This window comes from Lichenicola sp. GTC18331 (assembly GCF_055386855.1).
In genome coordinates, this window is sequence record NZ_AP045015.1 from 2305496 (window position 1) to 2330219 (window position 24724).

At 66.7% G+C, this 24724-nt stretch carries 21 protein-coding genes; 9 read left to right on the top strand and 12 right to left on the bottom strand.

All coding sequences use genetic code 11. The annotated features are described in order from the left end of the window. The first annotated feature begins 20 nt into the window (after positions 1-20). A complete protein-coding gene (gene trxA / locus ACZ5BM_RS10545; RefSeq protein ID WP_498907892.1) occupies positions 21-353 on the top strand; it encodes a thioredoxin family protein in 333 nt (110 codons plus the stop codon). 117 nt (positions 354-470) lie between these two features. Next, positions 471-1592, top strand: coding sequence for a hypothetical protein (locus ACZ5BM_RS10550; RefSeq protein ID WP_498907894.1), 1122 nt, complete (start codon positions 471-473; stop codon positions 1590-1592). Positions 1593-1677: 85 nt separating this feature from the next. Here the strand turns inward: ACZ5BM_RS10550 and hpnK are convergent, their stop codons facing one another. The 5 genes from hpnK to dxs form a co-directional block, all read right to left on the bottom strand. Beyond that, positions 1678-2520, bottom strand: coding sequence for a hopanoid biosynthesis-associated protein HpnK (hpnK, locus tag ACZ5BM_RS10555; RefSeq protein WP_498911576.1), 843 nt, complete (start codon positions 2518-2520; stop codon positions 1678-1680). A 47-nt stretch (positions 2521-2567) separates the two neighbouring features. After that, positions 2568-3992 carry a hopanoid biosynthesis associated radical SAM protein HpnJ gene (gene hpnJ / locus ACZ5BM_RS10560; protein ID WP_498907895.1) on the bottom strand — a complete coding sequence of 475 codons (1425 nt, stop codon included), beginning with the start codon at positions 3990-3992 and terminating at the stop codon, positions 2568-2570. 135 nt (positions 3993-4127) lie between these two features. Continuing rightward, complete coding sequence (gene hpnI / locus ACZ5BM_RS10565; RefSeq protein WP_498911578.1) at positions 4128-5363, bottom strand: bacteriohopanetetrol glucosamine biosynthesis glycosyltransferase HpnI; 1236 nt, start codon at positions 5361-5363, stop codon at positions 4128-4130. A gap of 103 nt (positions 5364-5466) precedes the next feature. Then, a complete protein-coding gene (locus tag ACZ5BM_RS10570) occupies positions 5467-6135 on the bottom strand; it encodes an ABC transporter substrate-binding protein (RefSeq protein ID WP_498907896.1) in 669 nt (222 codons plus the stop codon). A gap of 4 nt (positions 6136-6139) precedes the next feature. Beyond that, on the bottom strand, positions 6140-8155 hold the full coding sequence (dxs, locus tag ACZ5BM_RS10575) for a 1-deoxy-D-xylulose-5-phosphate synthase (protein ID WP_498907897.1): 2016 nt from the start codon (positions 8153-8155) through the stop codon (positions 6140-6142). Between the two features lie 373 nt (positions 8156-8528). Between dxs and hpnH the strand changes: the two genes are divergently transcribed. After that, a complete protein-coding gene (hpnH, locus tag ACZ5BM_RS10580) occupies positions 8529-9668 on the top strand; it encodes an adenosyl-hopene transferase HpnH (protein ID WP_498911580.1) in 1140 nt (379 codons plus the stop codon). 56 nt (positions 9669-9724) lie between these two features. Here the strand turns inward: hpnH and ACZ5BM_RS10585 are convergent, their stop codons facing one another. From ACZ5BM_RS10585 to ccmA, 3 genes are all read right to left on the bottom strand, one after another. Continuing rightward, a complete protein-coding gene (locus ACZ5BM_RS10585) occupies positions 9725-10156 on the bottom strand; it encodes a CBS domain-containing protein (RefSeq protein ID WP_498907899.1) in 432 nt (143 codons plus the stop codon). 246 nt (positions 10157-10402) lie between these two features. Beyond that, the gene (ccmB, locus tag ACZ5BM_RS10590; protein ID WP_498907900.1) at positions 10403-11086 is read right to left on the bottom strand and encodes a heme exporter protein CcmB; all 684 of its coding nucleotides are present in this window, start codon (positions 11084-11086) and stop codon (positions 10403-10405) included. Continuing rightward, positions 11083-11673, bottom strand: coding sequence for a heme ABC exporter ATP-binding protein CcmA (gene ccmA / locus ACZ5BM_RS10595; protein WP_498911582.1), 591 nt, complete (start codon positions 11671-11673; stop codon positions 11083-11085). Before ccmA ends, ccmB begins: the two co-directional genes overlap by 4 nt. Before the next feature lie 204 nt (positions 11674-11877). On the opposite strand from ccmA, the gene acnA reads away from it, so the two are divergent. Next, positions 11878-14571: an aconitate hydratase gene (gene acnA, locus ACZ5BM_RS10600; protein WP_498907902.1), complete on the top strand. Its 2694-nt coding sequence runs from the start codon at positions 11878-11880 to the stop codon at positions 14569-14571. 89 nt (positions 14572-14660) lie between these two features. Here acnA and ACZ5BM_RS10605 read toward each other — a convergent pair whose 3' ends face one another. Continuing rightward, the gene (locus ACZ5BM_RS10605; protein ID WP_498907903.1) at positions 14661-15191 is read right to left on the bottom strand and encodes a cupin domain-containing protein; all 531 of its coding nucleotides are present in this window, start codon (positions 15189-15191) and stop codon (positions 14661-14663) included. A gap of 77 nt (positions 15192-15268) precedes the next feature. Next, entirely contained in the window at positions 15269-16273 is a 1005-nt protein-coding gene (locus ACZ5BM_RS10610; protein WP_498907904.1) for a LacI family DNA-binding transcriptional regulator, read from the bottom strand. 17 nt (positions 16274-16290) lie between these two features. On the opposite strand from ACZ5BM_RS10610, the gene ACZ5BM_RS10615 reads away from it, so the two are divergent. From ACZ5BM_RS10615 to ACZ5BM_RS10635, 5 genes are all read left to right on the top strand, one after another. Further along, positions 16291-17394, top strand: coding sequence for a tagatose kinase (locus ACZ5BM_RS10615; RefSeq protein ID WP_498907905.1), 1104 nt, complete (start codon positions 16291-16293; stop codon positions 17392-17394). Positions 17395-17407: 13 nt separating this feature from the next. Continuing rightward, the gene (locus ACZ5BM_RS10620) at positions 17408-18670 is read left to right on the top strand and encodes a D-tagatose-bisphosphate aldolase, class II, non-catalytic subunit (RefSeq protein WP_498907906.1); all 1263 of its coding nucleotides are present in this window, start codon (positions 17408-17410) and stop codon (positions 18668-18670) included. Positions 18671-18700: 30 nt separating this feature from the next. Beyond that, a complete protein-coding gene (locus tag ACZ5BM_RS10625) occupies positions 18701-19495 on the top strand; it encodes a sugar alcohol dehydrogenase (protein WP_498907907.1) in 795 nt (264 codons plus the stop codon). 54 nt (positions 19496-19549) lie between these two features. After that, positions 19550-20869, top strand: a complete 1320-nt coding sequence (locus ACZ5BM_RS10630; protein WP_498907908.1) for an ABC transporter substrate-binding protein — start codon at positions 19550-19552, stop codon at positions 20867-20869. 149 nt (positions 20870-21018) lie between these two features. Next, positions 21019-21444 (top strand): YidB family protein, encoded by a 426-nt coding sequence (locus ACZ5BM_RS10635; protein WP_498907909.1) that lies wholly within the window; start codon positions 21019-21021, stop codon positions 21442-21444. A gap of 3 nt (positions 21445-21447) precedes the next feature. Here ACZ5BM_RS10635 and ACZ5BM_RS10640 read toward each other — a convergent pair whose 3' ends face one another. Together ACZ5BM_RS10640 and ACZ5BM_RS10645 are read right to left on the bottom strand one after the other, a co-directional pair. After that, positions 21448-22818, bottom strand: a complete 1371-nt coding sequence (locus tag ACZ5BM_RS10640; RefSeq protein ID WP_498907910.1) for an MFS transporter — start codon at positions 22816-22818, stop codon at positions 21448-21450. A 2-nt stretch (positions 22819-22820) separates the two neighbouring features. Next, positions 22821-24584 (bottom strand): M24 family metallopeptidase, encoded by a 1764-nt coding sequence (locus ACZ5BM_RS10645; RefSeq protein WP_498907911.1) that lies wholly within the window; start codon positions 24582-24584, stop codon positions 22821-22823. Positions 24585-24724 lie beyond the last annotated feature (140 nt).

Genomic DNA, 24724 nt, shown 5'->3' on the forward strand with positions numbered 1-24724 from the left:
GTTCAAAGGACACCGCACAGATGAGCGAGAATACGGTCGCCGTTACCGACGACACCTTCGAGACCGACGTGCTGAAGAAGCAGGGTGCAGTTCTGGTGGATTTCTGGGCCACCTGGTGCGGCCCCTGCAAGATGATCGCCCCGGCGCTGGAAGAGATCGGCGCGGAGTTCAAGGACCAGCTCACGGTGGCGAAGGTCGACATCGACCAGAACCCCGCCACGCCCAACAACTATGCCGTGCGTGGCGTGCCGACCCTGATCTTGTTCAAGGACGGCAAGCCGGTCGCCACCAAGGTTGGTGCGCTGCCGAAGAGCCAGCTCAAGGATTGGGTGCGCGAGTCGCTCGCCTCCTGATCCCGACCGGGACCGCTGGCGGGGAGTGACCCGCCAGCGGTCTTTCGGTGGAGGTGTCCCGGGTTGGCGATCCGGCACCGTCGCCATATCGTTTCTTCCCCACAGGGAAGAGTCGAGATGCCGGCCATCACCATCTTCTGCCATGGCACCAAGTCCTATTCCGACGAGGCGTTCCTCGATCCGGCCGTCGAGGCGGATGGAGAACTCGTTCGCGTTCTGGAACGCAATTTCAGGATTCCGACCGCGGATCAGGAACTGACGTTGAACGGCGGCAAATTGCTGCTGCAAGGCGTCGGCTCGGGTGTCGACCCGCGGCATTCGGTTCTAAAGGAGAGCGGCGACGAGCTCGGTTCGGTCGACAAGCACCGGCTGGCTCCGGCCTGGGGGCTGGCGGTGTCATCACTGCTGCACATGGTCGACGGTGCCGGTATCGGCGGGAATATCGAGCGGGCCTTGACGTTTCTCGACGCGATGAAGCGCGAGGGAATGGCGCCCGACGCGATCGTGATGGTCGGCTGGAGCCGGGGCGCCGTGACCTGCGTGCGGCTCGCGCAGGCGCTGGACCGTGTGATGCCGGACATTCCCGTGCATATCTTCGCCGGAGATCCCGTGCCGGGGTTCGGCCGTCATGATGGCTGGAAAGACGCTTTCACCAGCAGCAAGGAATACACCGTCACCGCGAATGTGCGGACGTTCCTGCATATCATGGCGATGGATCTGAAGGGGCTGGTGGGAAAGGCGTTCCGACCCCTGCTGCCGAGCAAGGTCGATGGTTCCGCGACCAAGATCGGCATCCTGCCGATGCCCGGAAACCACAGCGAGGTGGTCAAGACGTCGGCCGGCGACCCGGGCAAGCTGACCATGGATCTGGCGATCCGGTTCCTCGGATTGTTCCAGGACATCAACCTCAGGCGCGACTTCCTGGAAACCTACAAGCTGCAGATGGAATCGATCCTCGATTACTACTACAGCCTGATGGAGGAAGTCGGGAAGCAGGACAGTCATTACGCGTCTTCCCACGCGTTCCAGGAGACCGGATCGGGTGGGCGCTCCAAATATTTCGTCGGAAAGACGCCGTATTACGGCAGCGATTTCGTGTCCGACTTCCGGGAGAAGCGGTTCGTGAACTTCCATCACCGCTATATCGCGGAGCGTCTGGGTCTGGTGGACACGCACCATTCCGCCGATCAGCAGGAAGGCTTCGAACTGCGTCAGCTTCTGTCGGAGATGTATAGCTGATCAGGGATGGTTCCGGCGTCCGGCGACGCCGGCTCGACCAGTCTGTCGAGCCGTCAGTTGGAATTCCGTTCGATCGGATGATGCGTCAGGTCGCGTCCGCCCAGTGGGCCGCACGGATCGATTCGGCCTGCATCAGCGTCGGCAAGGAAGGATCGCACAAAGCCTGCATTTCGCCTTCGTGGTCGTACTCCGGCATGAAGCGGTCGAGCACGGGGTCGCGGCCTGCGGCGGGGTGGAAATAGATCTCGGAGAGGCCCGGCGGCAGGTCGGGCAGCAGGGCGCGGATGCGGTCGGCACGCATGGCACCGCTCCAGCGCAGGCCGAAGCAATGGTCGTTGGTGCGCAGACCGGCGCGTTCGGCGCGCCAGCGTAGCAGGCCGGTCCAACGGCGCAGGGCGGCATCGCCGACGCTTTCTGTTGTCCCAAGCGGCATTGCAGGCTCTCTGGGGATCCGTATGGCGGGCAGGTGGTGACGCTGCCCGGCCTCAATCATCAGCGCCCCCACGGTCGGGTGCAGATGCATGTGCTTATGGGCGTTGGCGTGGTCGAGCCGCAGGCCGGTGGCGGCGAAGGCGCCGAACTGCGCACCGATTTCACGCCGGAGCTGACGTCGCACATCGGGGCGGAAGAAGTAGCGCACGCCGAGACGGAGCTGGTCGGAGGGGAACCAGCCGGTTTCGTCCACGAGGAGCGGGATTTCCGAAGGCGGCAGCGTCGCACGGCCTTCGATCGCCACCAGATGCAGCCCGACGCGCAGATCGGGCAGACGCCGGGCGCGCCGCACCGCATCCTCGGCCGCATCCCCCGCGACCATCAGGCTGGCGGTGGACAGCATCCCGTCGCGATGCGCCCGCTCGATCCCCTCGTTGACCTGCTCGCTGAGCCCGAAATCGTCGGCCGAGAAAATAACCGAACGATCGGGGACCAGGGACGACCGTCCCTGGCCGGGTCCAGGGGCGGCGCCCCTGGGGGTCGTCAAGCCGCGTGCCGGTCCTTCAGGAACTGGAAGAACTCCACGCCTTCGCGCAGGCGGCGCTTCATCATCTGCGGCGACCGCACCATCTCGCCGACGATGGAGGCGATCTTCGGCGCCCGGAAATAGAACTTCCGGTAGAAGGTCTCGACGCTGTCGAAGATCTCGGTGTGCGAGAGATGCGGGTAGTGCAGCGGGGCGATCTGCACGCCGTTCTCGTCGATCAGCTCGGCGTTGGCGGCGTCGAGCCAGCCGTTCTCGGTCGCCTGCTTGTGCAGGAACGTGCCGGGATAGGGCGCGGCCAGGGAGACCTGCAGCGTGTGCGGATTGATCTCCTTGGCGAAGGTGATCGTCTCCTGGATGGTCTCCTTGGTCTCGCCCGGCAGGCCCAGGATGAAGGTGCCGTGGATCTTGATGCCGAGCTCGTGGCAGTCCTTGGTGAACTGCTTCGCGACCTCGATCCGCATGCCCTTCTTGATGTTGTGCAGGATCTGCTGGTTGCCGCTCTCGTAGCCGACCAGCAGCAGGCGCAGGCCGTTGTCCTTCAGCACCTTGAGCGTGGAGCGCGGCACGTTGGCCTTGGCGTTGCAGCTCCAGGTGACGCCGAGCTTGCCGAGCTCGCGGGCGATCGCCTCGGCACGCGGCAGGTCGTCGGTGAAGGTGTCGTCGTCGAAGAAGAACTCGCGCACCTGCGGGAACAGCTTCTGCGCGTGCGCGATCTCGGCCGCGACGTGCTGCGGCGAGCGCGTGCGGTAGACATGGCCGCCCACGGTCTGCGGCCATAGGCAGAAGGTGCAGCGCGACTTGCAGCCCCGTCCCGAATAGATCGAGATGTAGGGGTGCATCAGATAGCCGATGAAGTAGTCCTCGATGCGCAGATCGCGGGCATACACGTCGGTCACGAAGGGCAGGCTGTCCATGTCGTGGATCAGCGCGCGGTCCTTGTTGGTGACGATGGTGCCGTTGTTGTCGCGCCAGGTGATGCCGTCCACGTCCTTCAGGTCGCGGCCTTCGGCGATCTCCTTGATGGTGAAGTCGAACTCGTTGCGGGCGACGAAATCGATCGGCGCGCCCTTCAACAGGCTCTCGTCCGGCTGCACGGCGACCTTGGCGCCGACCATGCCGATCTTCAGGCTCGGCTTGGCGTCCTTCAGCATCTGCGCGACGCGGACGTCGGAGGCGAAGGACGGGGTGGAGGTGTGCAGCACCACCATGTCGCGATTCTTGATGTCTTCCAGGATCGGCTCCATGCCGAGCTTGGCCGGCGGCGCGTCGATCAGACGCGAGCCTTCGATCAGGGCGGCCGGCTGGGCCAGCCAGGTCGGATACCAGAACGACTTGATCTCGCGCTTGGCCTGATAGCGGGAGCCGGCGCCGCCGTCGAAACCGTCGAACGAGGGCGGCTGCAGGAAGAGGGTCTTCATCATGGTGCTAGTCGTCCTTGGATCGCGCAACGAGCGTCCGGGCGGGCGGGGGCCGGAGGCAGCCGGGCTCAATACGACGGGTTCGCGCGCGCGTCACGCTCTTTCCCGCATATGGGCCGGAACCGTGGCGCGTAAAGCTCACTCGGCTGTCTGAGCAAACGGTCGGGCGGGCTGGTCCGTGACCGTGGCGACGGGCTCGGCGGCATGGCTGGGCGTGCCGGGCGTCGCGGGCCGGGCTGCGATGCGGCTGCGTGCCGGCACGGAAATCACGTGTCCACGCCACGCCACGGTGCCGCCGCGGAAACTGTTCAGCATCACCACGGCGGAGATCCAGTCGCGCAGCGGCAGCAGGGCGGTGGACAGAACCGGCTGCGAACGGACGGCGCCGTCGATGATATGGGCCGCGCCCGCACGCCAGATCCATACCCCGGCCAGGATGCCCCAGCTCCAACCGGCGGAAGGCGCTGCCAGCACCGCGAGCGTGGCCCAGAACAAGGGAAGCTGAATCGACGACAAGGCGTAGCCGAGCGGTTCGACGCTGCGGACCGTGCGGCCCCAGCGCAGCTCGTGCGCATACATGGCGCCGAGCGAGGCATCGGACACAGTGGTGCGGGTCATGGTGTCTGCGATGGCGATGGTGGCACCCTCGGCCCGCACTGCCTGACCCAATGCCGAATCGTCCGCCAGATGCGGCGACAGAACCGACAGGCCGCCGATCGCAGCGAGCGTGTCCCGGCGAAGCGCCATGGTGGCGCCCAGGCAATCCTGACGCCCCAGCAGGCGCGACATCAGCACACCGGGCAGGAAATTATGGTTCACCTGCGCCGCTGCCAGCCGGCGGGCGAGGGTACCGTCGGACGGGATGCCGCCGTAGAGCGTGGTGACGAGACCGACGCCCGGCCGGTGCAGGGCTTCGGAAACGGCGCGCAGATAGTTCGGCTCGGCATGGATGTCGGAATCCGACATCACCAGGAGGTCGTGGCGTGCGGCCGGCAGCATATTGATCAGATTGCCGATCTTGCGGTTCGGTCCGTGCTGCTCGGCGGACACGACCAGATCGAGCGCCAGCCGGGGAAAACGGCGCTGAAGGCGGCGTACCACGGCGATCGCCGGATCGGCCGGGTTCTGCACGCCGAACACGATCTGGAAATCGGGGTGGTCCTGACGGCAGAAGCTTTCCAGCGCCTGTTCCAGCATCGGCTCGTCGCCGTGCAGCGGCTTGAGCACGGTGATGGGAGAGGCCGGCGCGGTCTCGTGACGGCGTCGGGCGGCGCCGCGCACGAAGCGGCGCAGCAGCACGGCGCCAACGCCGGCCTGGATGCAGCCGAACGTGGCCACCATGCCGCAGAGCGCCGCGATCGCACGTCCCGTCATCTCGAACGGAGCGCTGGCTGGCGTCATGCGTCGCTGTCCGTCCTTTCTGGTCGACATCGGGCGCAGATCCCGCCCGATTGGGGAGCGGCGCTTCGGGGGAGGATCAGCCGCCCTGGAAGGCGGCGGTTTTCTTTTTGAGGCTGGCGATCAGTGCGGATGCATCGCCGGATGCCAGGCTGGAGCTGAAATCGGCGCGCTGCACCGCGACCTGACTGATGTTGCCGTTCAACAGCACATCGACCACGCGCCAGCCCTGCGGGCCCTGACGCATCACGTAGTTCACGTCGGTGGTGGCGCCGCCGGCGATGATGTGGGTGTGGACGATCTGCTCGCCCGGCACGGCAGCCGGGGTGGCGGCCGGATCGACCTTGAACGTGTCGTTGCCGCCCGGGGCGAAATTGGACACGTAGCGCGCGACGGTGAACTGACGGAACTGGTTCAACAGCTCGGTCTTCTGCGCGTCCGGAATGGTGCGGTAGCGCAGGCCGACCGAGTTCTGCAGCACGGTCTGAAGATCGAAGGCGTTCTCAATGGAGGGGGCCAGGATCTGGGCGCGTTCGGCGAAGCTGCCGCGCGAATGCTCGATCCGGCCCAGCCCCGCATAGAGCGTGTCGATCGGCGCCGTGGGCGAACCGGCCGCAGCGGAAGCGACGGCAGCCGTGGCGGGCTGGATCTGCGCCTGCGCCGCCATGGGCAGGAGCGCCGCGGACGCGGCCAGACCGAGACGGATCGTCGCGGCGCGAAGGGTCGGGAACATCATTGTAACGAGCATGGGTTCAGCATTTCGGCGCGGCGCGGTGCAAAGGCAAGCCCTCGCCTGCATCGCTGCTACCAGCTCCGTTCAGACCGATCGCCTCCAGAGCGGTCTGGACGATGGTTTTCTGGTCCAGTCCGGCTTCTGCGATTTGGGCTGCGGGTGTGTTGTGGTCGATGAAGCGGTCGGGGAGGGTGAGGGGTCGCATGCGCACGCCGTCGAGCAGGGCTGCGTGGGCGAGATGGTGCATGACCGCCGCCCCGAAGCCGCCAGCGGCGCCTTCCTCGATGGTGATCAGCACGTCGTGCTCGCGGGCGAGACGGTCGATCAGGGCGGTGTCGAGCGGCTTGGCGAAGCGCGCATCGGCGACCGTAGGGGCGAGACCGCGGGCGGCCAGCTCGTCGGCGGCCTTCAGCGCCTCGCCCAGCGACGTGCCCAGCGACAGGATGGCGATGCCGCCCTTCTCGCCTTTCGGCCTCTCCCGCACCATGCGGCCCACGCCGATCGGCAGCACCTCGCCGCGTGCGGGGAGCGCCAGGCCGAGCCCGTTGCCGCGCGGATAGCGCACGGCACTCGGGCCGGCATCGTGCGCCGCCGCCGTGGCCGTCATGTGCATCAGCTCGACCTCGTCCGCGGGCGCCATCACCACGATGCCGGGCAGGCAGCACAGATAGTTCAGGTCGAACGCGCCGGCATGGGTGGCGCCGTCCGCGCCCACGAGGCCGGCGCGGTCGATCGCGAAGCGCACGGGCAGGTTCTGCAGCACGACGTCGTGCACCACCTGGTCGTAGCCGCGCTGCAGGAAGGTGGAATAGATCGCACAGAACGGCTTGATGCCCTCGGTCGCCATGCCGGCGGCGAAGGTGACGGCGTGCTGCTCGGCGATGCCCACGTCGAAGAAGCGGTCGGGGAAGCGCTTCGCGAAGGCGTCGAGCCCGGTGCCGGACGGCATGGCGGCGGTGATCGCCACGATGCGCGGGTCGTGCTCGGCCTCGGCCAGCAGGGCGCGGGAGAACACGTTGGTGTAGGAGGGCGGGCCGGGCGGCGCCTTGGTCTGCTCGCCCGTGACCACGTTGAACTTCTGCACGGCGTGATACTTGTCGCCCGAGGCTTCCGCCGGCGCATAGCCGCGGCCCTTCTGGGTGATCACGTGCAGCAGCACCGGGCCCTGCTCGTCCGCGTCGCGCAGGTTGCGCAGCACGGGCAGCAGGTGGTCCATGTTATGGCCGTCGATCGGGCCGATATAGTAGAAGCCCAGCTCCTCGAACAGCGTGCCGCCGGTGAGCATGCCGCGGGCGTATTCGTCGGCGCGCTTGGCGGTGCGCTCGATGGTGGTGGGCAGGCGGCGCGCGACCTTGCCGCCGAGTTCGCGCAAGCTCAGGAACGAGCGCGACGACATGATGCGGCTGAGATAGGCCGACATCGCGCCGACCGGCGGCGCGATGCTCATCTCGTTGTCGTTCAGGATCACGATCAGCCGGGCCTTGGACGAGCCGGCATTGTTCATCGCCTCGTAGGCCATGCCGGCCGAGATCGACCCGTCGCCGATCACGGCGATCACGTTGCGCTGCGGCAGGGCCCCCTGGCCGGCGGCCTCGCTCTGATCGGACAGCAGCTCGTGTGCCACGGCCATGCCGAGGCCGGCCGAGATCGAGGTGGACGAGTGTGCCGCGCCGAACGGGTCGTATTCGCTCTCCGAGCGGCGCGTGAAGCCGGACAGGCCGCCGGGCTGGCGTAGCGTGCGGATGCGGTCGCGGCGCTCGGAGAGGATCTTGTGCGGGTAGGTCTGGTGGCCCACGTCCCAGATCAGCCGGTCATACGGCGTGTCGAACACCGCATGCAGGGCGACGGTGAGTTCCACCACGCCCAGAGCCGCACCCAGATGCCCGCCCGTCACCGAAACCGCGTCCAGCGTCTCGCCCCGAAGCTCGTCCGCAACCACACGAAGCTGCTCCGCACTCAAATTGCGAAGATCCAGCGGCGACGAAACACGGTCCAGTAAGGGGTATTTCGAGGAGCCCGGAACGGAATTTGCCATGGTCCAGCGTATCCAACTGCGCCGGCCGCGCGCTTTTTCGTCATGAGGCCGGTCTGGTTGCGGGTCGGAGGGCGCGAACGCGGTCCGACCGATGCGGACCTGCTTTAGACATAATCGGCTCCTTGCAACAGTGTTGTCGCGAAACCTGTTGCCGATTTGCCATGGGTTTGCAGGGTTTCGTTTGCCGGACTGGTGCAGATCGTCCTATACGCGGCGCAAATGGCGGTGTTCTATCCGTCGATCAGCCTATCGACGCGCTGTGTTCTCGATTCCGTGATTGTGGAGTTCGGCCAACCGCCTCCATCCTCATGGGATCGCGCCGGGCGAGCTCGGTCGCGCGCAAGCAGGAGAAGAAGTACGCATGGTCCCCATCATGCAGGCCGTCCGGGTCGGCTCCTACGTCATCAAGCAGCACGTCACCGGCCGTAAGCGCTATCCGCTCGTGCTGATGCTCGAGCCGTTGTTCCGCTGCAATCTGGCATGCGCGGGCTGCGGCAAAATCGATTATCCGGCGCCGATCCTGAACCAGCGTCTGAGCGTGCAGGAATGTCTGGACGCCGACACCGAATGCGGCGCGCCGATCATCGCCGTGGCCGGCGGCGAGCCGCTGCTGCACAAGGACATGCCCGAGATCATCACCAAGCTGATCGCGCGCAAGAAATACATCTATCTCTGCACCAATGCGCTGCTGCTGGAGAAGAAGCTCGACGATTACAAGCCGAGCCCGTACTTCTCGTGGGACGTGCATCTGGACGGCGATCAGGCCATGCACGACGCCTCGGTCTGCCAGGATGGCGTGTTCGACCGCGCCGTGTCGGCGATCCGTAAGGCGAAGGCGCGCGGCTTCCGCGTGTCGATCAACTGCACCGTGTTCGACGGCGCGCAGCCGGAGCGTCTCGCGAAGTTCTTCGACGAGGTGATGGCGCTGGGCGTGGACGGCATCATGACCGCGCCGGGCTATGCCTATGAGCGCGCGCCGGACCAGGAGCACTTCCTGAACCGTCAGAAGACCAAGCAGCTGTTCCGCGACACCTTCCGCCTCGGCAAAGGTAAGAAGTGGAAGTTCACCCAGTCGCCGCTGTTCCTGAACTTCCTGGCCGGCAACGAGACCTATCACTGCACCCCGTGGGGCAAGCCGCTCCGCAACGTGTTCGGCTGGCAGAAGCCCTGCTATCTGCTCGGCGAAGGCTACGCCAAGACCTTCAAGGAGTTGATGGACGACACGGCCTGGGATCAGTACGGCACCGGCAACTACGAGAAATGTGCCGACTGCATGGTGCATTCCGGCTACGAGTCGAGCGCCGTGGTGGATGCCTTTAAGCGCCCGCTGCACTTCGTGAAGGTGGCGCTGGGCGGTCCGCAGACCGAAGGCCCGATGGCGCCGGAGATCTCGCTCGAGAACCAGCGCCCGGCCGAATACAACTACGCCGAGCACGTGGATCAGCGCATGGCGGAGATCGCCGCCAACAAGAAGACCACCGTGCGGCGGGTTCCGGCCGAAGCGGCCGAGTAAGACGCGAGTCCGGGAGGGGCGGTTCGCCGTCCCTCCCGCCCCGGTTCAGCCCCGGCTCAGCCATGCATGCGGGAGATGTCCAGCAGCGTGGCGTTTTCCAGCTCCTTCTCGGCGAAACGCGCCCGCACCAGATCGCGGATGCTGACGATGCCGATCATGCGCTTGCCGTCCATCACCGGCATGTGGCGCACCTGACGCTGGCCCATCAGAGCGATGACCTGATCGATGCGGTCCCCGGCATGGCAGGTGATGACCGGCGCGGTCATCACCTTGCGCAGGGCGGAATCCAGCGCGGTGTGACGGTCGCGGGCGAGCAGCTTCACCAGATCGCGCTCGGAGAAGATCCCGACGATCGCGTCGCCGTCCTCGATCACGACCGCGCCGATGCGACGCTCCGCCATCAGCGCCACCGCATCGGCCACGCTATGGGTCGGGCGCAGGCTGGCGACTTCCGGGCCTTTCTGTTCGAGAATCTGGGCGATCAGCATCTTGGTGCTCCTTTGCTACGAAACATGACGTTCGTTTCGGCCCGAGAGTTCTGTTCCCCCGACGCATGACGGGGGCCAGTCGGGCGCATTGACGGGTGGGGGTCGCGTGCTGCCGGATCTCGATCGCGTCATTCCGTCCTGACCGTCCGATCCGGATATGGGTTGGCCCAGGCGGAAGACGAACGAGGATGCGGGCCAGGGGTGCGGATGGGCCTCCATGCGGCAGGCGGACGGTTTTCCATGCCGCTATTCCACCGCCCCGCGCAATCCCGCCCCTGCCGCCAGCGGGCAGAGCGGCAGGGCCAGCGCGGCGAAAGCGCCCAGAAGCAGCAGTTCCGGCCGCCAATCGAGTCCGGCCCCGGCGGCATCAGCGGCGGCGGCACCGAAGATCAGCGCCGGCGTGGCGAGGGGCAGCACGAGCAGCGGCAGCAGCACGCCTCCGCGGCGCGCGCCGAGCACCACGGATGCCGCCATGCCGCCCAGCAGCGACAGGATCAGCGTACCCAGAACGAGTCCTGCTTCCAGCACGGCGATCTCGCCGCCGGGCAGGCCGAACATCAGGGCGATCGGCACGGTGGCGATCAGCAGAGGCAGTCCCGTTGCCAGCCAGTGCGCCGCCATCTTGGCGGACGCCACCGCTGGCGCCGGCAGGCCGCACAGCATGAGCTGATCGAGCGACCCGTCTTCCAGTTCGGCGCCGAACAGGCGGTCCAGCGGCAGAAGGGCGGCGAGCAACGCGCAGACCCAGACGATCCCTGGCGCCATGCGGCGCAGCAGTTCAGGCGAAGGGCCGAGCGCCAGGGGAAACAGGGACGCGGCGAGCACGAAGAACAAGGCGGAAGCGAGTGTGTCGGCGCCGTGGCGCAGAGACAGGCGCAGGTCGCGCTCGAGCAGCGCGCCCCAGCGGCGCAGGGAGCCGGGCGGGGTCATGGGCTCAGGACCAGCGTTTCGGCACCCGGCAGCGGCAGCGGCACGTGGGTGGTGGCGATCACCAGCCCGCCCGTCCGGCGATGCGCGGCCAGAACCGCGCCGAGCCGCTCGATCGCGGCGGCGTCGAGGCCGAGCGAGGGTTCGTCCAGCAGCCAGAGCGGCGCTCCGCTCAGCGCCACACGGGCAAGGGCGGTTCTGCGTTTCTGTCCGGCCGATAGGAGACGGGCGGGGAGATCGGCGAGGGGGGCGAGATCGAACGCGTCCAGCACGGGATCGGTCGGCCGGCCGGACAGGATCGCGGCCAGGTGGAGATTCTCGCGCAGGGTCAGGCCGGGTTTGAGCGCGTCGGCATGGCCGAGAAAGCCGATCCGGGCGGCGTGGGCAGGCGGATCGCGCAGTGCGTCGTCGCCGTGCCAGAACAAGGTGCCGGCGGCGAGCGGACACAAACCGGCCAAAGCGCGCAGCAGGGTGGACTTGCCGGCGCCGTTCGGCCCGACCATCAGCAGCGCGCCGCCTGCCGGAACGGCGAAAGAGATCCGGTCCAGCACCAGCCGATCGGCCCGCAGCACGGTGAGCGCGTCGGCCATGAGAGCCGAGCTGTCGAGCGCGCCGGGCAGGTCACCCGAGCGGGCGGCGCGCTTGTCTCGGTTCGGCATGTCGGTATGTTCTAGGCCCATCGAAATTCAGCCACGCGTTTTCCTGCCTGTTCCGGTCCAGCGACCCACGATGCCGGTCGCCCCGGTGTGTCGTTCAGGGGCGTGGATGTGAATGCCTCGGAAGGGAACAGCTTCATGAAATCGGTCGGTCAGGACAATCTCGGCACGCGCAGCACGCTCGACGTGGATGGCAAGACCTACCACTATTTCTCCATCCCCAAAGCCGAGGCCGCCATCGGCGACGTGAGCCGCCTGCCGGTCAGCCTGAAGGTGCTGCTGGAGAACGTGCTGCGTTTCGAGGATGCGCGTTCCTACACTGTCGACGACGCCAAGGCCGTCGCGGGCTGGCTCGCCAAGGGCCAGAGCACGCAGGAAGTGCCGTTCAAGCCTGCCCGAATCCTGATGCAGGATTTCACCGGCGTTCCCGCCGTGGTCGATCTGGCCGCCATGCGCGACGGCATCACCGCGCTGAACGGCGATCCGCAGAAGGTGAACCCGCTGGTGCCGGTGGATCTGGTGATCGACCACTCGGTGATGGTGGACGTGGCCGGCACGCCGGACAGCCTGCAGCGTAATGTCGAGATCGAGTTCGAGCGCAACGGCGAGCGCTACGCGTTCCTGCGCTGGGGCCAGGAAGCGTTCGAGAACTTCACCGTGGTGCCGCCGGGTGCCGGCATCTGCCATCAGGTGAACCTGGAATACATCGCCCAGGCGGTGTGGACCGCGACCGTCGGCGGCGAGACCTTCGCTTATCCGGACACGCTCTACGGCACCGACAGCCACACCACCATGGTGAACGGCATGGGCGTGCTGGGCTGGGGCGTGGGCGGCATCGAGGCGGAAGCGGCCATGCTGGGCCAGCCGATCGCCATGCTGATCCCGGACGTGATCGGCTTTAAGCTGACCGGCAAGCTGCCGGAAGGCGCCACCGCCACCGATCTGGTGCTCACCGTTACACAGATGCTGCGCAAAAAGGGTGTGGTCGGCAAGTTCGTGGAGTTCTACGGCCCGGCCCTGGACACGCTGCCGGTCGCCGACCGTGCCACCATCGGCAACATGGCGCCGGAATACGGCGCGACTTGCGGCTTCTTCCCGGTCGATGCGCTGACGCTCGACTATCTGCGCCAGACCGGCCGTGACGAGCATCGCGTCCGTCTGACCGAGGCCTACCTGCGCGCGCAGAACATGTTCCGCGACAGCACGACGCCGGACCCGGTCTTCACCGACACGCTGGAACTCGATCTCGGCACGGTGGAGCCGTCGCTGGCCGGTCCGAAGCGTCCGCAGGACCGTGTGGCGCTGAAGAACGCGGCCAGCGCGTTCGAGACCGAGCTGGCCGGCTCGCTCGGCGTGCCCGCCAACGACGCGCATAAGAAGGTCGCCGTCGCCGGCACCAACTACGAGATCGGTCATGGCGACGTGGTGATCGCCGCCATCACCTCCTGCACCAACACCTCCAACCCCGCCGTGCTGATCGCCGCCGGTCTGGTGGCCAGGAAGGCACGTGCGCTGGGGCTGGCGCCGAAGCCGTGGGTGAAGACCTCGCTGGCGCCGGGTTCGCAGGTGGTGACCGAGTATCTCGACCGCGCCGGTCTGAGCCCGGAGCTGGATGCGATGGGCTTCAACACGGTGGGCTATGGCTGCACCACCTGCATCGGCAATTCCGGCCCGATCGCCGACAATCTCGTCGACGCGATCGAGGACAACAAGCTGATCGCCGTGTCCGTGCTGTCCGGCAACCGCAACTTCGAAGGCCGCATCAGCCCGAACGTGCGGGCGAACTATCTGGCGAGCCCGCCGCTGGTGGTGGCCTATTCGATCCTGGGCACCATCCGCGAGGACATCACCACCGCCGTTCTCGGCACCTCCAAGGACGGCAAGCCGGTCTATCTGCGCGACATCTGGCCGTCCAACAAGGAGATCGCCGATCTGATCGCGACCTCCATCACCCGCGAGCAGTTCATCGAGCGCTACGGCCAGGTGACCAAGGGCACCAAGGAATGGCAGGCGCTGCAGGTCGCGACCGGGTCCGAGACCTATAAGTGGAACAGCGGCTCCACCTATGTGCAGAACCCGCCCTATTTCGAGGGCATCGCCATGGAGCCGAAGGACAAGGGCGACATCGTCGGCGCCCGTGTCCTGGCGCTGCTGGGCGACAACATCACCACCGACCACATCTCGCCTGCCGGTGCGATCAAGAAGAGCGCGCCTGCCGGCGTGTATCTGGAAGAGCATCAGGTCGCGCAGAAGGACTTCAACTCCTACGGCTCGCGCCGCGGCAACCATGAAGTGATGATGCGCGGCACCTTCGCCAACATCCGCATCAAGAACGAGATGGTGCCGGGCGTCGAAGGCGGCATCTCCAAGCACTACCCGGACGGCAAGCAGGCCTCGATCTACGACGTGGCGATGCAGTACCAGGAAGAGGGGACGCCGCTGATCGTGTTCGGCGGGAAGGAATACGGCATGGGCTCGTCGCGCGACTGGGCGGCGAAGGGCACCGTCCTGCTCGGCATCCGCGCCGTGGTGGCGGAGAGCTTCGAGCGTATCCACCGCTCCAATCTCGTCGGCATGGGCGTCCTGCCGCTGCTGTTCGAGGAGGGCACCACCCGCCAGACGCTGGGTCTGAAGGGCGACGAGGTGATCGACATTCGCGGCCTGGACAAGATCACGCCGCGCATGACCCTGACCCTGGCGATCACCCGCGCCGACGGCTCCAAGATCGACGTGCCGGTGATCTGCCGCGTCGATACGCTGGACGAGGTCGAGTACTACCGCCATGGCGGCATCCTGCAATACGTGCTGCGCGGCATGGCTCAGGCGGCCTGACATCGATTGCGCGCCGGGCCACACGGCCCGGCGTGACGCGAAAAGCCCGCATCGTCCTCGTGGCGATGCGGGCTTTTTCGTATCCGGCCTCAGCCGGCGGTGCCGCGTGTCAGCGGCGGGGTGGGGACGGGTTGCCCCTCGTAGTAATCGGCGTCGCGGAGGAAGCCGTGACGGCCGAAGGCGTCGATGCCGATCGCACCGCTATCGGGATAGGTGCAGATCTCCGCAGGCGGTTCGGCGCCGATGGCGAGATAAACGAGATCGCTCGTGCTGTCGGCCGGGTTGGCGAGCTGGTGCGCGATGCCGGTATCGGCCGGGCAGGAAATGCAGTCGCCCGGTCCGATCGGGTGCATTTCGTCGCCGTAGCGGAACACGCCGTGTCCTTCGAGCACCACGAAGATCTCGTCGGCCATGAGATGGGTGTGCGCGGGACAGGCGCTGTGTCCGGGCGGAACGCGACGCGCGTTCAGGCCGAGCCGCCCCATCCCGAAGCGCCCCGGCCCGGCCTGGCGCAAAGCCGGCGTCAGGGCGCGCCGGTAATGCGTCCATCCCGGCGGCATGTCCGGTTCGGTTTCCGGCGCGGTGTGCATGTTGACGATCAGCGGCGTCGTGTCGGTCATCGCGCGGTCTCCCAGGATCATGCGGGAGAGAGCGTGGGCCGGATCGAAGTTCCGCCTTCATCGGCGTCCGGGTCGTGTCAGGCTGAGTCCCGGACGATCAGGCGGGCGGGCAGTTTTCGCGCTTCCGGCGGTCCGCCCGCCAGCATGTTCCAGAGATTGTCGATCGCCAACTCGCCGAGACCGGCATAATCCTGGGCGACGGTCGTCAGCGACGGGCAGGTGTAGCGGCTGAGCGGGTGGTCGTCGTGCCCGGCGACGCGCAGGGCGGCGTGACGCCCGACGGACAGCCCGGCCTGTGCTGCGGCAGACAGAACGCCGAAAGCCAGACGATCGTTGGCGCACAACACGGTTCTCTGCCCGTCCGCCGTTTGGCGCAGGAAACGTGTCGCGATCTCCTGGCCCGCGCGCTCGAAATCCCAATGATGCGGGCCGGTCGGATCGAGCACCTCGCCCTCATGTCCGGCTGCGTGCATGGCGGCGAGGAAAGCCTCGCGTCGTTCGGTCGCATTGCGGTTCACCGGCGGCATCGCCACGAAGACCGGCGGCGTGCCGGTGTGCAGCAGATGCGACACGGCGAGGCCGATGCTTTGCCTGTTGTCGGTGCCGACGAACGACACGCCGCTTCGGACCGGGGTGTCGAGATAGACGATGGGAAGCGCCTGCGCAGGCGGCCGGGCCGCTCGCTCGGTTTTCGTGCCCAACGCCGCGACGATGGCGCCGGCCGCACGAAGCGATCGAAGGGTCTCCAGCGCGCGCTTCTCGATCGCCGGATCGCCATGGCTTTGCAGCAGCATCGGCAGATACCCGGCGCGCATGCAGCGCATGTCGATCAGCCGGGTCACCTCCGCGTAGAACGGATCGGTGACGGACGGGACGACGATGCCGATGATCCGGGATGTCGGGCGGCTGAGATTGGTCGCGATCAGGTTGGGCCGGTAGTCGTAATGTTCCAGGCTCGACTCGATCAGCGCGCGTGTGGCCGGTTTCACCGAGTCCGGATCGCGGAAGAATTTGGACAGGGTGGGGCGGGAGAGACCGGAAGCCCTCGCGAGTTCGTCCATGCTGCGAAGCGGCGTCTTCATGACCGGGAGCCTATCGCATGGCGCTTGGGGAGCAAGGCGAACAAGAAGTTTACGCGCGAAAACTTTCGTTGACGGAAACCCGGCGGCGCGGTAGCCACGCTTGGGCTCGGCGTCCCCCGTTCATTCCTTTTGTTTCCGGCAGGGAACGGGTGATGGGGCGTTCTTCCGGGCTGGCGAAAGGTTGGATGATGATCGTCACGTTGGGCGAAATCGTGGTCGAGATCCTGGCCGAGACGCGCGGCCACGGTTTTCGCGAATCCCAGCCTTTGTCCGGCCCCTATCCGAGCGGGGCGCCAGCGATCTTCATCGATCAGGTCGCCAGACTTGGCCATCCCTGCGGTCTGATCTCCTGCGTGGGCGACGATGATTTCGGACGGCTGAACATCGACCGGCTGCGCGCGGACGGGGTCGATGTGAGCGCCATCGCCGTGATGCCCGGTCAGGCGACCGGCAGTGCGTTCGTGCGCTATCGACCCGATGGCGAGCGGGATTTCGTGTTCAACATCCGCAATAGTGCCGCCGGCATGACCCGTTTGACCCCCGAAGCCGATGCGCTGCTCGATCGCGCCCGGCACCTGCATGTGATGGGGTCGTCGCTGTTTTCTCCTGCTCTGCGCGATGCGGCGCAGACGGCCATCGCGCGGGTCAAGGCGCGCAATGGAACGGTGTCGTTCGATCCCAACATGCGCAAGGAGATGCTGCAGGCTCCTGGGATGAAGGATGCGCTGCAGGCGATGTTGCGCGTGTGCGATCTGTTCATGCCGAGCGGACCGGAATTGTTTCTGTTGAGCGATGCGAAGACGGAAGACGCGGCCATCGCCGAACTGCTTGGGCTCGGCATCGGCGGCATCGTGGTCAAGCGCGGTGCCGAGGGCTCGAGCTTTCACGATCGCGACGGCGTGCGTTTCCAGAAGGCTTTTCCGGCCGATGAGATCGACCCGACCGGTGCCGGCGACTGCTTCGGCGCCACCTTCGCGACCTGCCGTTTGATGGGCCGCACGGTCGAGACGAGCCTTCGCTACGCCAATGCCAGCGGCGCCCTGGCGGTAGGGCGGCGCGGGCCGATGGAAGGCACGGCCGGGTTCGCGGAACTCGATGAGCTGATCGCGGCGCAGGGCTAGAGAAGGATCCGTTATGGAAACGACGTTCGAACGTTTCTCCTCGCTTCGACAGGGAACGACGTTCCGGGGCGTGACCTCCGTGTGTTCGGCGCATCCCTGGGTGATCGAGGCGGCGCTGGAACAGGCGCGCGACGATGGCGGGGTCGCCCTGATCGAAGCCACCTGCAACCAAGTGAACCAGGAGGGCGGCTATACCGGCATGCGCCCGGCCGATTTCCGCGATCTGGTCTGGTGTCTGGCCGATCGTGCCGGGCTGTCGCGCGACCGGGTGATCCTGGGCGGCGATCATCTGGGGCCGAATCCCTGGAAATCCCTGCCGGCTGAGGAGGCGATGGCGCGCGCCGAGGCCATGGTGGAGAGCTACGTGCGGGCGGGTTTCACCAAGCTGCATCTGGATTGTTCGATGGGATGCGCGGGGGAGCCTGCGGCGCTCGGCGATGCGGTGGTGGCCGAGCGTGCGGCCCGCCTCGCCGCCCGTGCCGAAAGTGTGGCGCCGGGCGCCGCGGCCTATGTGATCGGCACGGAGGTACCGACGCCCGGAGGGGCGACGGAGGGGCTGGACCATATGGTGCCGACGGCGCCGGAGGCGGTGCTGGAAACCCATGCGGTGCATGAGCGCGCGTTCCAGGCCCTGGCGCCTTCGGCCTGGGACCGGGTGATCGCCATGGTGGTGCAGCCGGGTGTCGAGTTCGGACACGACGAGGTCGCGATCTTCCGCCCCGAGGCGGCCCGAGCCTTGTCGGCGACGCTCGGGCGGTTGCCCGGGCTGGTGTTCGAGGCCCATTCCACGGATTACCAGCCGGCCCGGGCGCTCAGGGCCTTGGTCGAGACCGGCTACCCGATCCTGAAGGTCGGACCGGGGCTCAGTTTCGCGCTTCGCGAGACGCTGTATGGGCTGGATGCGATCGCTGCCGTTCTGTCGCCGGGCGGGGAACGCCTGTTCGACGCGATGGAAAAGCTGATGCTGGCGCGGCCGGCGCAGTGGCGGTCGCATTACGCCGGATCGCCCGACGAACAGCGGGTACTGCGCCATTTCTCCTATAGCGACCGTATTCGATACTACTGGCCGGAACCGGAAGCTGTCGCCGCTGTCGCTGCTCTGGAGCAACGGCTCGCCGGTCGCGCCATTCCGCCGACCTTGCTGAGCCAGTATCTGCCGCTCCTGGCGGAGCGTGTTGCGAACGGAACGGTGGAAGCGACGCCGAAGCGTCTTGCCATGGAGGCGGTGCGGGACGTGCTGCGCTCCTATGCGCGTGCTTGCGTCGCGCCGAACTGAACGCCGAACCAGAACGAGAAGGACACGAACATGGCAGGAACGTTGCAGGACAAGGTCGCGGTGATCACCGGCGCCGCGCGCGGCATCGGACGGGCGATCGCCGCACGCTATGTCGCGGAAGGGGCGATCGTGGTGATCGCCGATCTCAACCGCGCGGGCGCCGAAGCGGCGGCGCTGGAGATCGGCGGCCGCTGTTCCGGAGTCGAGTTCGACGTGACGAAGCAGGAATCGATCGATTCGTTGATCGAGACCGTGGTGGCGCGTCATGGCCGGTTGGATATTCTGGTGAACAACGCCGGCATCTTCGACATGGGGCCGACGGTGGAGATCAGCCGCCAGAGCTATGCTCGCGTGTTCGCGGTGAACGTCGAGGGGCTGCTGTTCACGCTCCAGGCGGCGGCGAAGCAAATGATCCGGCAGGGGCGTCCCGAATCCGGCGGCGCTGCCGGCAAGATCATCAACTTCGCGTCTCAGGCCGGGCGTCGCGGTGAACCGCTGGTGGCGGTCTATTGTGCCAGCAAGGCGGCGGTGATCAGCTTGACCCAGAGCACCGGTCTCGATTTGATACGCTATGGCATCAACGTCAACGCGATCGCACCGGGTGTTGTCGATAACGAGCACTGGGAGCACGTGGATGCGATGTTCGCCCGCTACGAGGGGCTCGAACCCGGCGAGAAGAAGCGGGTGGTGGGCGCCTCGGTGCCGTTCGGCCGCATGGCGCGACCGGACGAGATCGGCGGTCTCGCAACCTTTCTCGCCAGCGCCGATGCCGACTACGTGGTTTCGCAGTGCTACAATATCGATGGAGGCAACTGGATGAGCTGATCCTTTGCCGGTAACCGAATGACTGCAAAAACAAACCAAAAAACAGGAAACGTCATGCAGAACAGGACTATCGCGCTGGCCGTCAGCGCTGCGATCGGCTGCGCCGCGCCGGTGGCGGCACACGCGGACACGACCTTGACCATCGCCACGGTCAACAACGTGCAGATGATCGAGATGCAGAAGCTGGCTCCCCAGTTCGAGAAGCTTCATCCCGACATCCATCTGCGTTGGGTGACGCTGGAAGAAAACGTGCTGCGCCAGCGCGTCACGACCGATATCGCCACCCGTGGCGGCCAGTTCGACATCCTCACCATCGGCAACTACGAGGTTCCGATCTGGGCGAAGCAGAAGTGGCTCGTCAATTTCGACGACGTGCCGGCGTCCTACGACATGTCCGATATCATCGGCGCGGTTCGCCAGGGCATCTCGTATCAGGACCATGTCTACGCGCTCCCGTTCTATGCCGAGAGCGCGATGACGATGTATCGCAAGGATCTGTTCGCCAAGGCCGGGCTGACCATGCCCGAGGCGCCGACCTACGATCAGATCAAGGAGTTCGCCGACAAGCTCACCGACAAATCGGCCGGCACCTACGGCATCTGCCTGCGCGGCAAGCCGGGCTGGGGCGAGAACATGGCCTATGTCACGACGCTCGTGACGTCCTTCGGCGGCCAGTGGTTCACCCAGAACTGGAAGCCGGCGATCGACACCGACGCCTGGAAGAAGGCGATCACCTTCTATGACGGGCTGCTGAAGAACGATGGCCCGCCGGGCGCCGCCAGCAACGGCTTCAACGAGAACCTCGCTCTGTTCGCTTCCGGCCATTGCGCGATGTGGATCGACGCCACCTCCGCCGCCGGCACGCTGTACGATCCGAAGCAGAGCCAGGTCGCCGACAAGGTCGGTTTCGCCGCGATCCCGAGCGGTTCGTTCAAGGGTGGTCCGACCTGGCTGTGGTCTTGGAACCTGGCAATCCCCTCGACTTCGCATAACGTCGCGGCGGCGAAGACTTTCATCACCTGGGCAACCTCGAAGGACTACATCAAGCTGGTCGGCGACACCGATGGCTGGGTGAATATCCCGCCCGGAACCCGCACCTCGTCCTACAAGGACGCCGAATACACCAAGGTTGCTCCGTTCGCCGGTTTCGTGCTCCAGGCGATCGAGCATTCCAACCCGAACGGCCAGACCGCGCAGCCGCGGCCTTATGTCGGCGCCCAGTTCGTCGACATCCCCGAGTTCCAGGGCATCGGCACCCAGGTCGGACAGACCGTGGCAGCGACCCTGGTGGGCAGCACCTCGGTCGATAGCGGTCTGGCTCAGGCGAACGCCGCCACTCAGCGGACCATGCGCCGCGCCGGCTACGACAAGTAAGGCGGAGAACGGCCCGGAGATGCAGCACGGCTTCCTCCGGGCCTCGTGACGATCGCATCGAAACCAGGGCCGGTGCTTGTGGGCACCGGCCCTGGAACTTTTGGACGGCCTTTTCCGTCTTTTCCCGTGTCGGGCGAGATCCGGCACCTGTGGAGAGGGGCGGAACGATGAGCGGATTTCTGAACGGTCTGAAGAGCAAGGCCATGGCGATGGCGGGCGGCGAAGAGGCGCTGGCCGGCGTTCTCACGCGCATGCTCGAGTCCGAGGGCGGCAAGGCCGGGCTGGAAAAGCTCTACCAGCAGTTCGACAAGGCGGGTCTCGGCGACAAGGCACGATCCTGGACAGGGCCCGGCCCGAAACAACCTTTGACCACCGAGGAAGTGCAGCGCGTCCTGACCAGCGATCAGGCCAAGTTTCTGGCCTCTTGCACCGGCCTACCGCTGGCGCCGCTGCTGCCGGTGATCGCCAAGCTATTGCCGATCGCGATCGAGAAGATGGCCAAGAAGAACGAGACGCCCCAGCAGGCCGCGCACGAGACGGTGCAGGACGTCACGGGCGGCGCAGCCAAGAGCTGAGGATCAGGCAGCCAAACCGGCGACCGGGCGTCGCGTGCGCAGAACGCGCCCGGCCACGATAATTCCTGTTAGTACAACCGCTGCGAAGGCGATCAGGATCGTGTGCAGCATCCAGAATCGGGCTGGGCCCAGTGTGCCGAGCCGGCTGGCAAGTTGAGCAACGACCATGTTCGCCAGGAAGATCTGCAGCGCACAGGCATTGGTAATCGTTGCACGCAACGGCGCTGGCGCCAGACGCGAATAGAGCGCCATCGACACCATGTAGGTGTTGGTGTTGCCGATATCGTTGATGATGTGGAAGGCAAGCCCCCAGCCGAGCCCGACGCGGCCGGTGGGTGCCGCCGCCAGCAGCAGGGTCGCGAGGGCGCACAGCGCCGTACCGATGGCGATCTTCACCATATCCGGTACCGGACGCCCGCGCCGTTCCAGATAGGTCCATGTCACGATCGAGAGCGTCGTTGCACCCATGGAAATGAACGCATCGGCCGAAAGAAGCCAGCTCACCGGCATCTGGTGTCCAAACCAGCGTAGATCGTAATGCTGCTTGGCCCAGAGCAGATAGCCGTCGAAGATCTCCATGTTGCCGACCGAGTCGAGTGCCAGCACCGGCAGTAGCAGGACCAGCCCCAGCACCATCAGCCAGTCGCGGCGGGTCAGATCGGCGAGCCGGCCGGCGGGCCTGTCGTCGGAGACTGGCGCGCCGGTTTCGCTGGCCGGGCGGATGGCACGGTTGAAGGTCACATAGGTCAGGAAGGCCAGCAATGCGCCGGCCGAGGCGGCCAGGAAGCCCAGCGACCAGCTGAAGCTCTCGCCCAGCGTGCCGCAGACGATCGGGGCAAACAACACCGCGATCGCGGGCGCCAGGTTGTAGAGCTGGAACCCGTTGGAGCGGCGTGGGTCCTCGGTCGTGTAGAGTTCGCCGAGCTGGGCCTTGGTGGTGCCGGCAAGTCCGACGCCCATGACGAACAAGAGCAGGCCGACCAGCAAGAGTGGCCGCATCGTCAGCAGCAGCATGCCGCAGAAGACGCCCAGCAGGCCGACGATGATGGACGGGCGGTGACCCAGAAAACGGTCGGCGACGACGCCGCCGACGATCGGCGCCGCATAGATCAGGCCGCCGAACAGGCCCGCGATCAGCGCGGCACCCGCCTGCGGCGTGGCGCTAGCGCCGAGCCCGAGCCAGTGCTCGAGCGTCGGCAGGCCCAGCACCTGCTGCGCGCCGCCATTGCGCAGAATGGACATGGACAAGGCCAGAACCAGGATCGATTGCAGGCCGTACTGGGCAAAGGACATCCAGATTTCGGTGCTGAGCAGCACGGCCAGACCGCTTGGGTGGCCCAGGAACGACCGTTCCTGCGCGGGATGCGCCCGCACGTTCAGCGCCGGTCCAGCGGCGCGCAGGCGCGTTCGAGCCAGGCGCGTTCCATCGTGTCCAGATGCGGACCGATCTCCTTCAGCACCCGGGCATGGTAGCGATCCAGCCAGCGTCGCTCGTCGTCGTCCAGAAGAGCCACGTCGATCATACGTCGGTCGATCGGCGCCAGGGTCAGGGTCTCGAAGCCGCAGACCGGTTTTTCGCCGCCGACCGCGCGGGCTTCCACCGCCATCGCATTCTCCAGCCGGATGCCGTGCGAGCCGGGCTTGTAGTAGCCGGGCTCGTTGGTCAGCACCATGGAACGATGCACCGGCCCGTTCGGTCCTCTGAACGAGAAGGCGGACGGCCATTCGTGCACGCCGAAGAACGAACCGAGTCCGTGGCCTGCGCCGTGGTCGAAGTCGAGACCCGCGCGCCAGAGCGGTTCGCGCGCCAGCATGTCGAGCCTGTGGCCGCTGGTGCCGTCCGGAAACACCGCCTCGCTCAAGGCGATCAACCCTTGCAGCACGCGGGTGAACTGGTCGCGCCATGCATCCGGGGGCGTGGCGTCGCCGAGCCAGACGGTGCGGGTCACGTCGGTGGTGGCGCCCGCATATTGCCCGCCGCTGTCGATCAAAAAGAGGGCGTTCGCCGCGAGCGGCGCGCTGCCTTCGGCGGCGGGGTGGTAGTGCATCAGCGCCGCGTTCGGGCCGGTGGCGGCGATGGAGGCGAAGGACGCGCCGGAGCAGCCACTCGTTGCCATGCGGAAACCGAGCAGCGTGTCCGAGACGGCCATCTCCGTTTGGCCGATGCCGTTCTGCTCCACCCAGCACAGGAAGCGGGTGAGCGCGACGCCGTCCTGGCGGTGCGCGTCGCGGAACGCGTCGAGTTCGGCGTCGGTCTTGCAGGCCCGCGGCGTCAGGCACGGGTCCGGCGCGTCCGAGAGGGTGGCGCCCGCGTCCTGGAGCGTCTGCTCGAACCACACCGGGGTGCGAGCCGGGTCGATCCGCACGCGGGCGCCGGCCAGAGCGCCGATCTCGCCCGGCATCGCGTCCGGCGGCAGGATGCGCACCGCGTCGCCGAGATGGGCGCGCAGAGGATCGTCCAGCCGTGCCGCGTCGACGAACAGGGTGGCGGTGGCGTCGCTGCGCACCAAGGCGTGCGCCAGCAACGCAGGGGTGTAAGGCAGGTCTCGCGCGCGCAGGTTCAGCAGCCAGCAGACCGCGGCCGGGTCGCTCAGCACCGCCGCATCCTCTTTCGCCGCACGGAGCGTTTCGGCCACCAGAGCGAGTTTTTCGGCCACCGTGCGGCCGGCCAGCGCGGCGTCCTGGATCCGGATCGGCGTGGCGGGCGGGGCAGGGCGATCCGGCCAGACCATATCCACCAGATTGGGGCGGATCGGCACCAGCGTGCCCCAGGTGCCTTCGAGGGCGTCCAGGGCGGCGCGGCCGATCACCATCGGGTCGTAACCCAACCGAAGAGGCGCACGGCCTTGTGCGTCGAGCCAGTCCGCCGGCGGGTTCTCGCCGTTATGGAGGCATTGCCAGGCCGGGCCGGTCTCGACGGGGGCCTGCAGCGTGTAGCGGCCATCGGTGAACAGCAGCGCGGCATCGGGGAGGACGATCGCCAGCCCGGCCGAGCCGCTGAAGCCGGACAGGAGCATGAGCCGTTCGGCGCAGGCGGGCACGTCCTCGCCGAGATGCTCGTCGCCGCGCGGCACCAGATAGCCGTCGATGCCGTGCGCGGGGAAACAGCGTCGCAGAGCGTCGAGGGGGGTGACGGTCATCGCGTTGGGTCCATTGGGTCTGGAGACGGTCAGCATGCAAGTGACGGGGTTAGTCAGGCAGCGCAAAGCTTGTGGTTCAAGCATATGGATCGCTGGACCGCTAGTCGTATACGATATCCAGAGCCGAAGAATGTGTGATG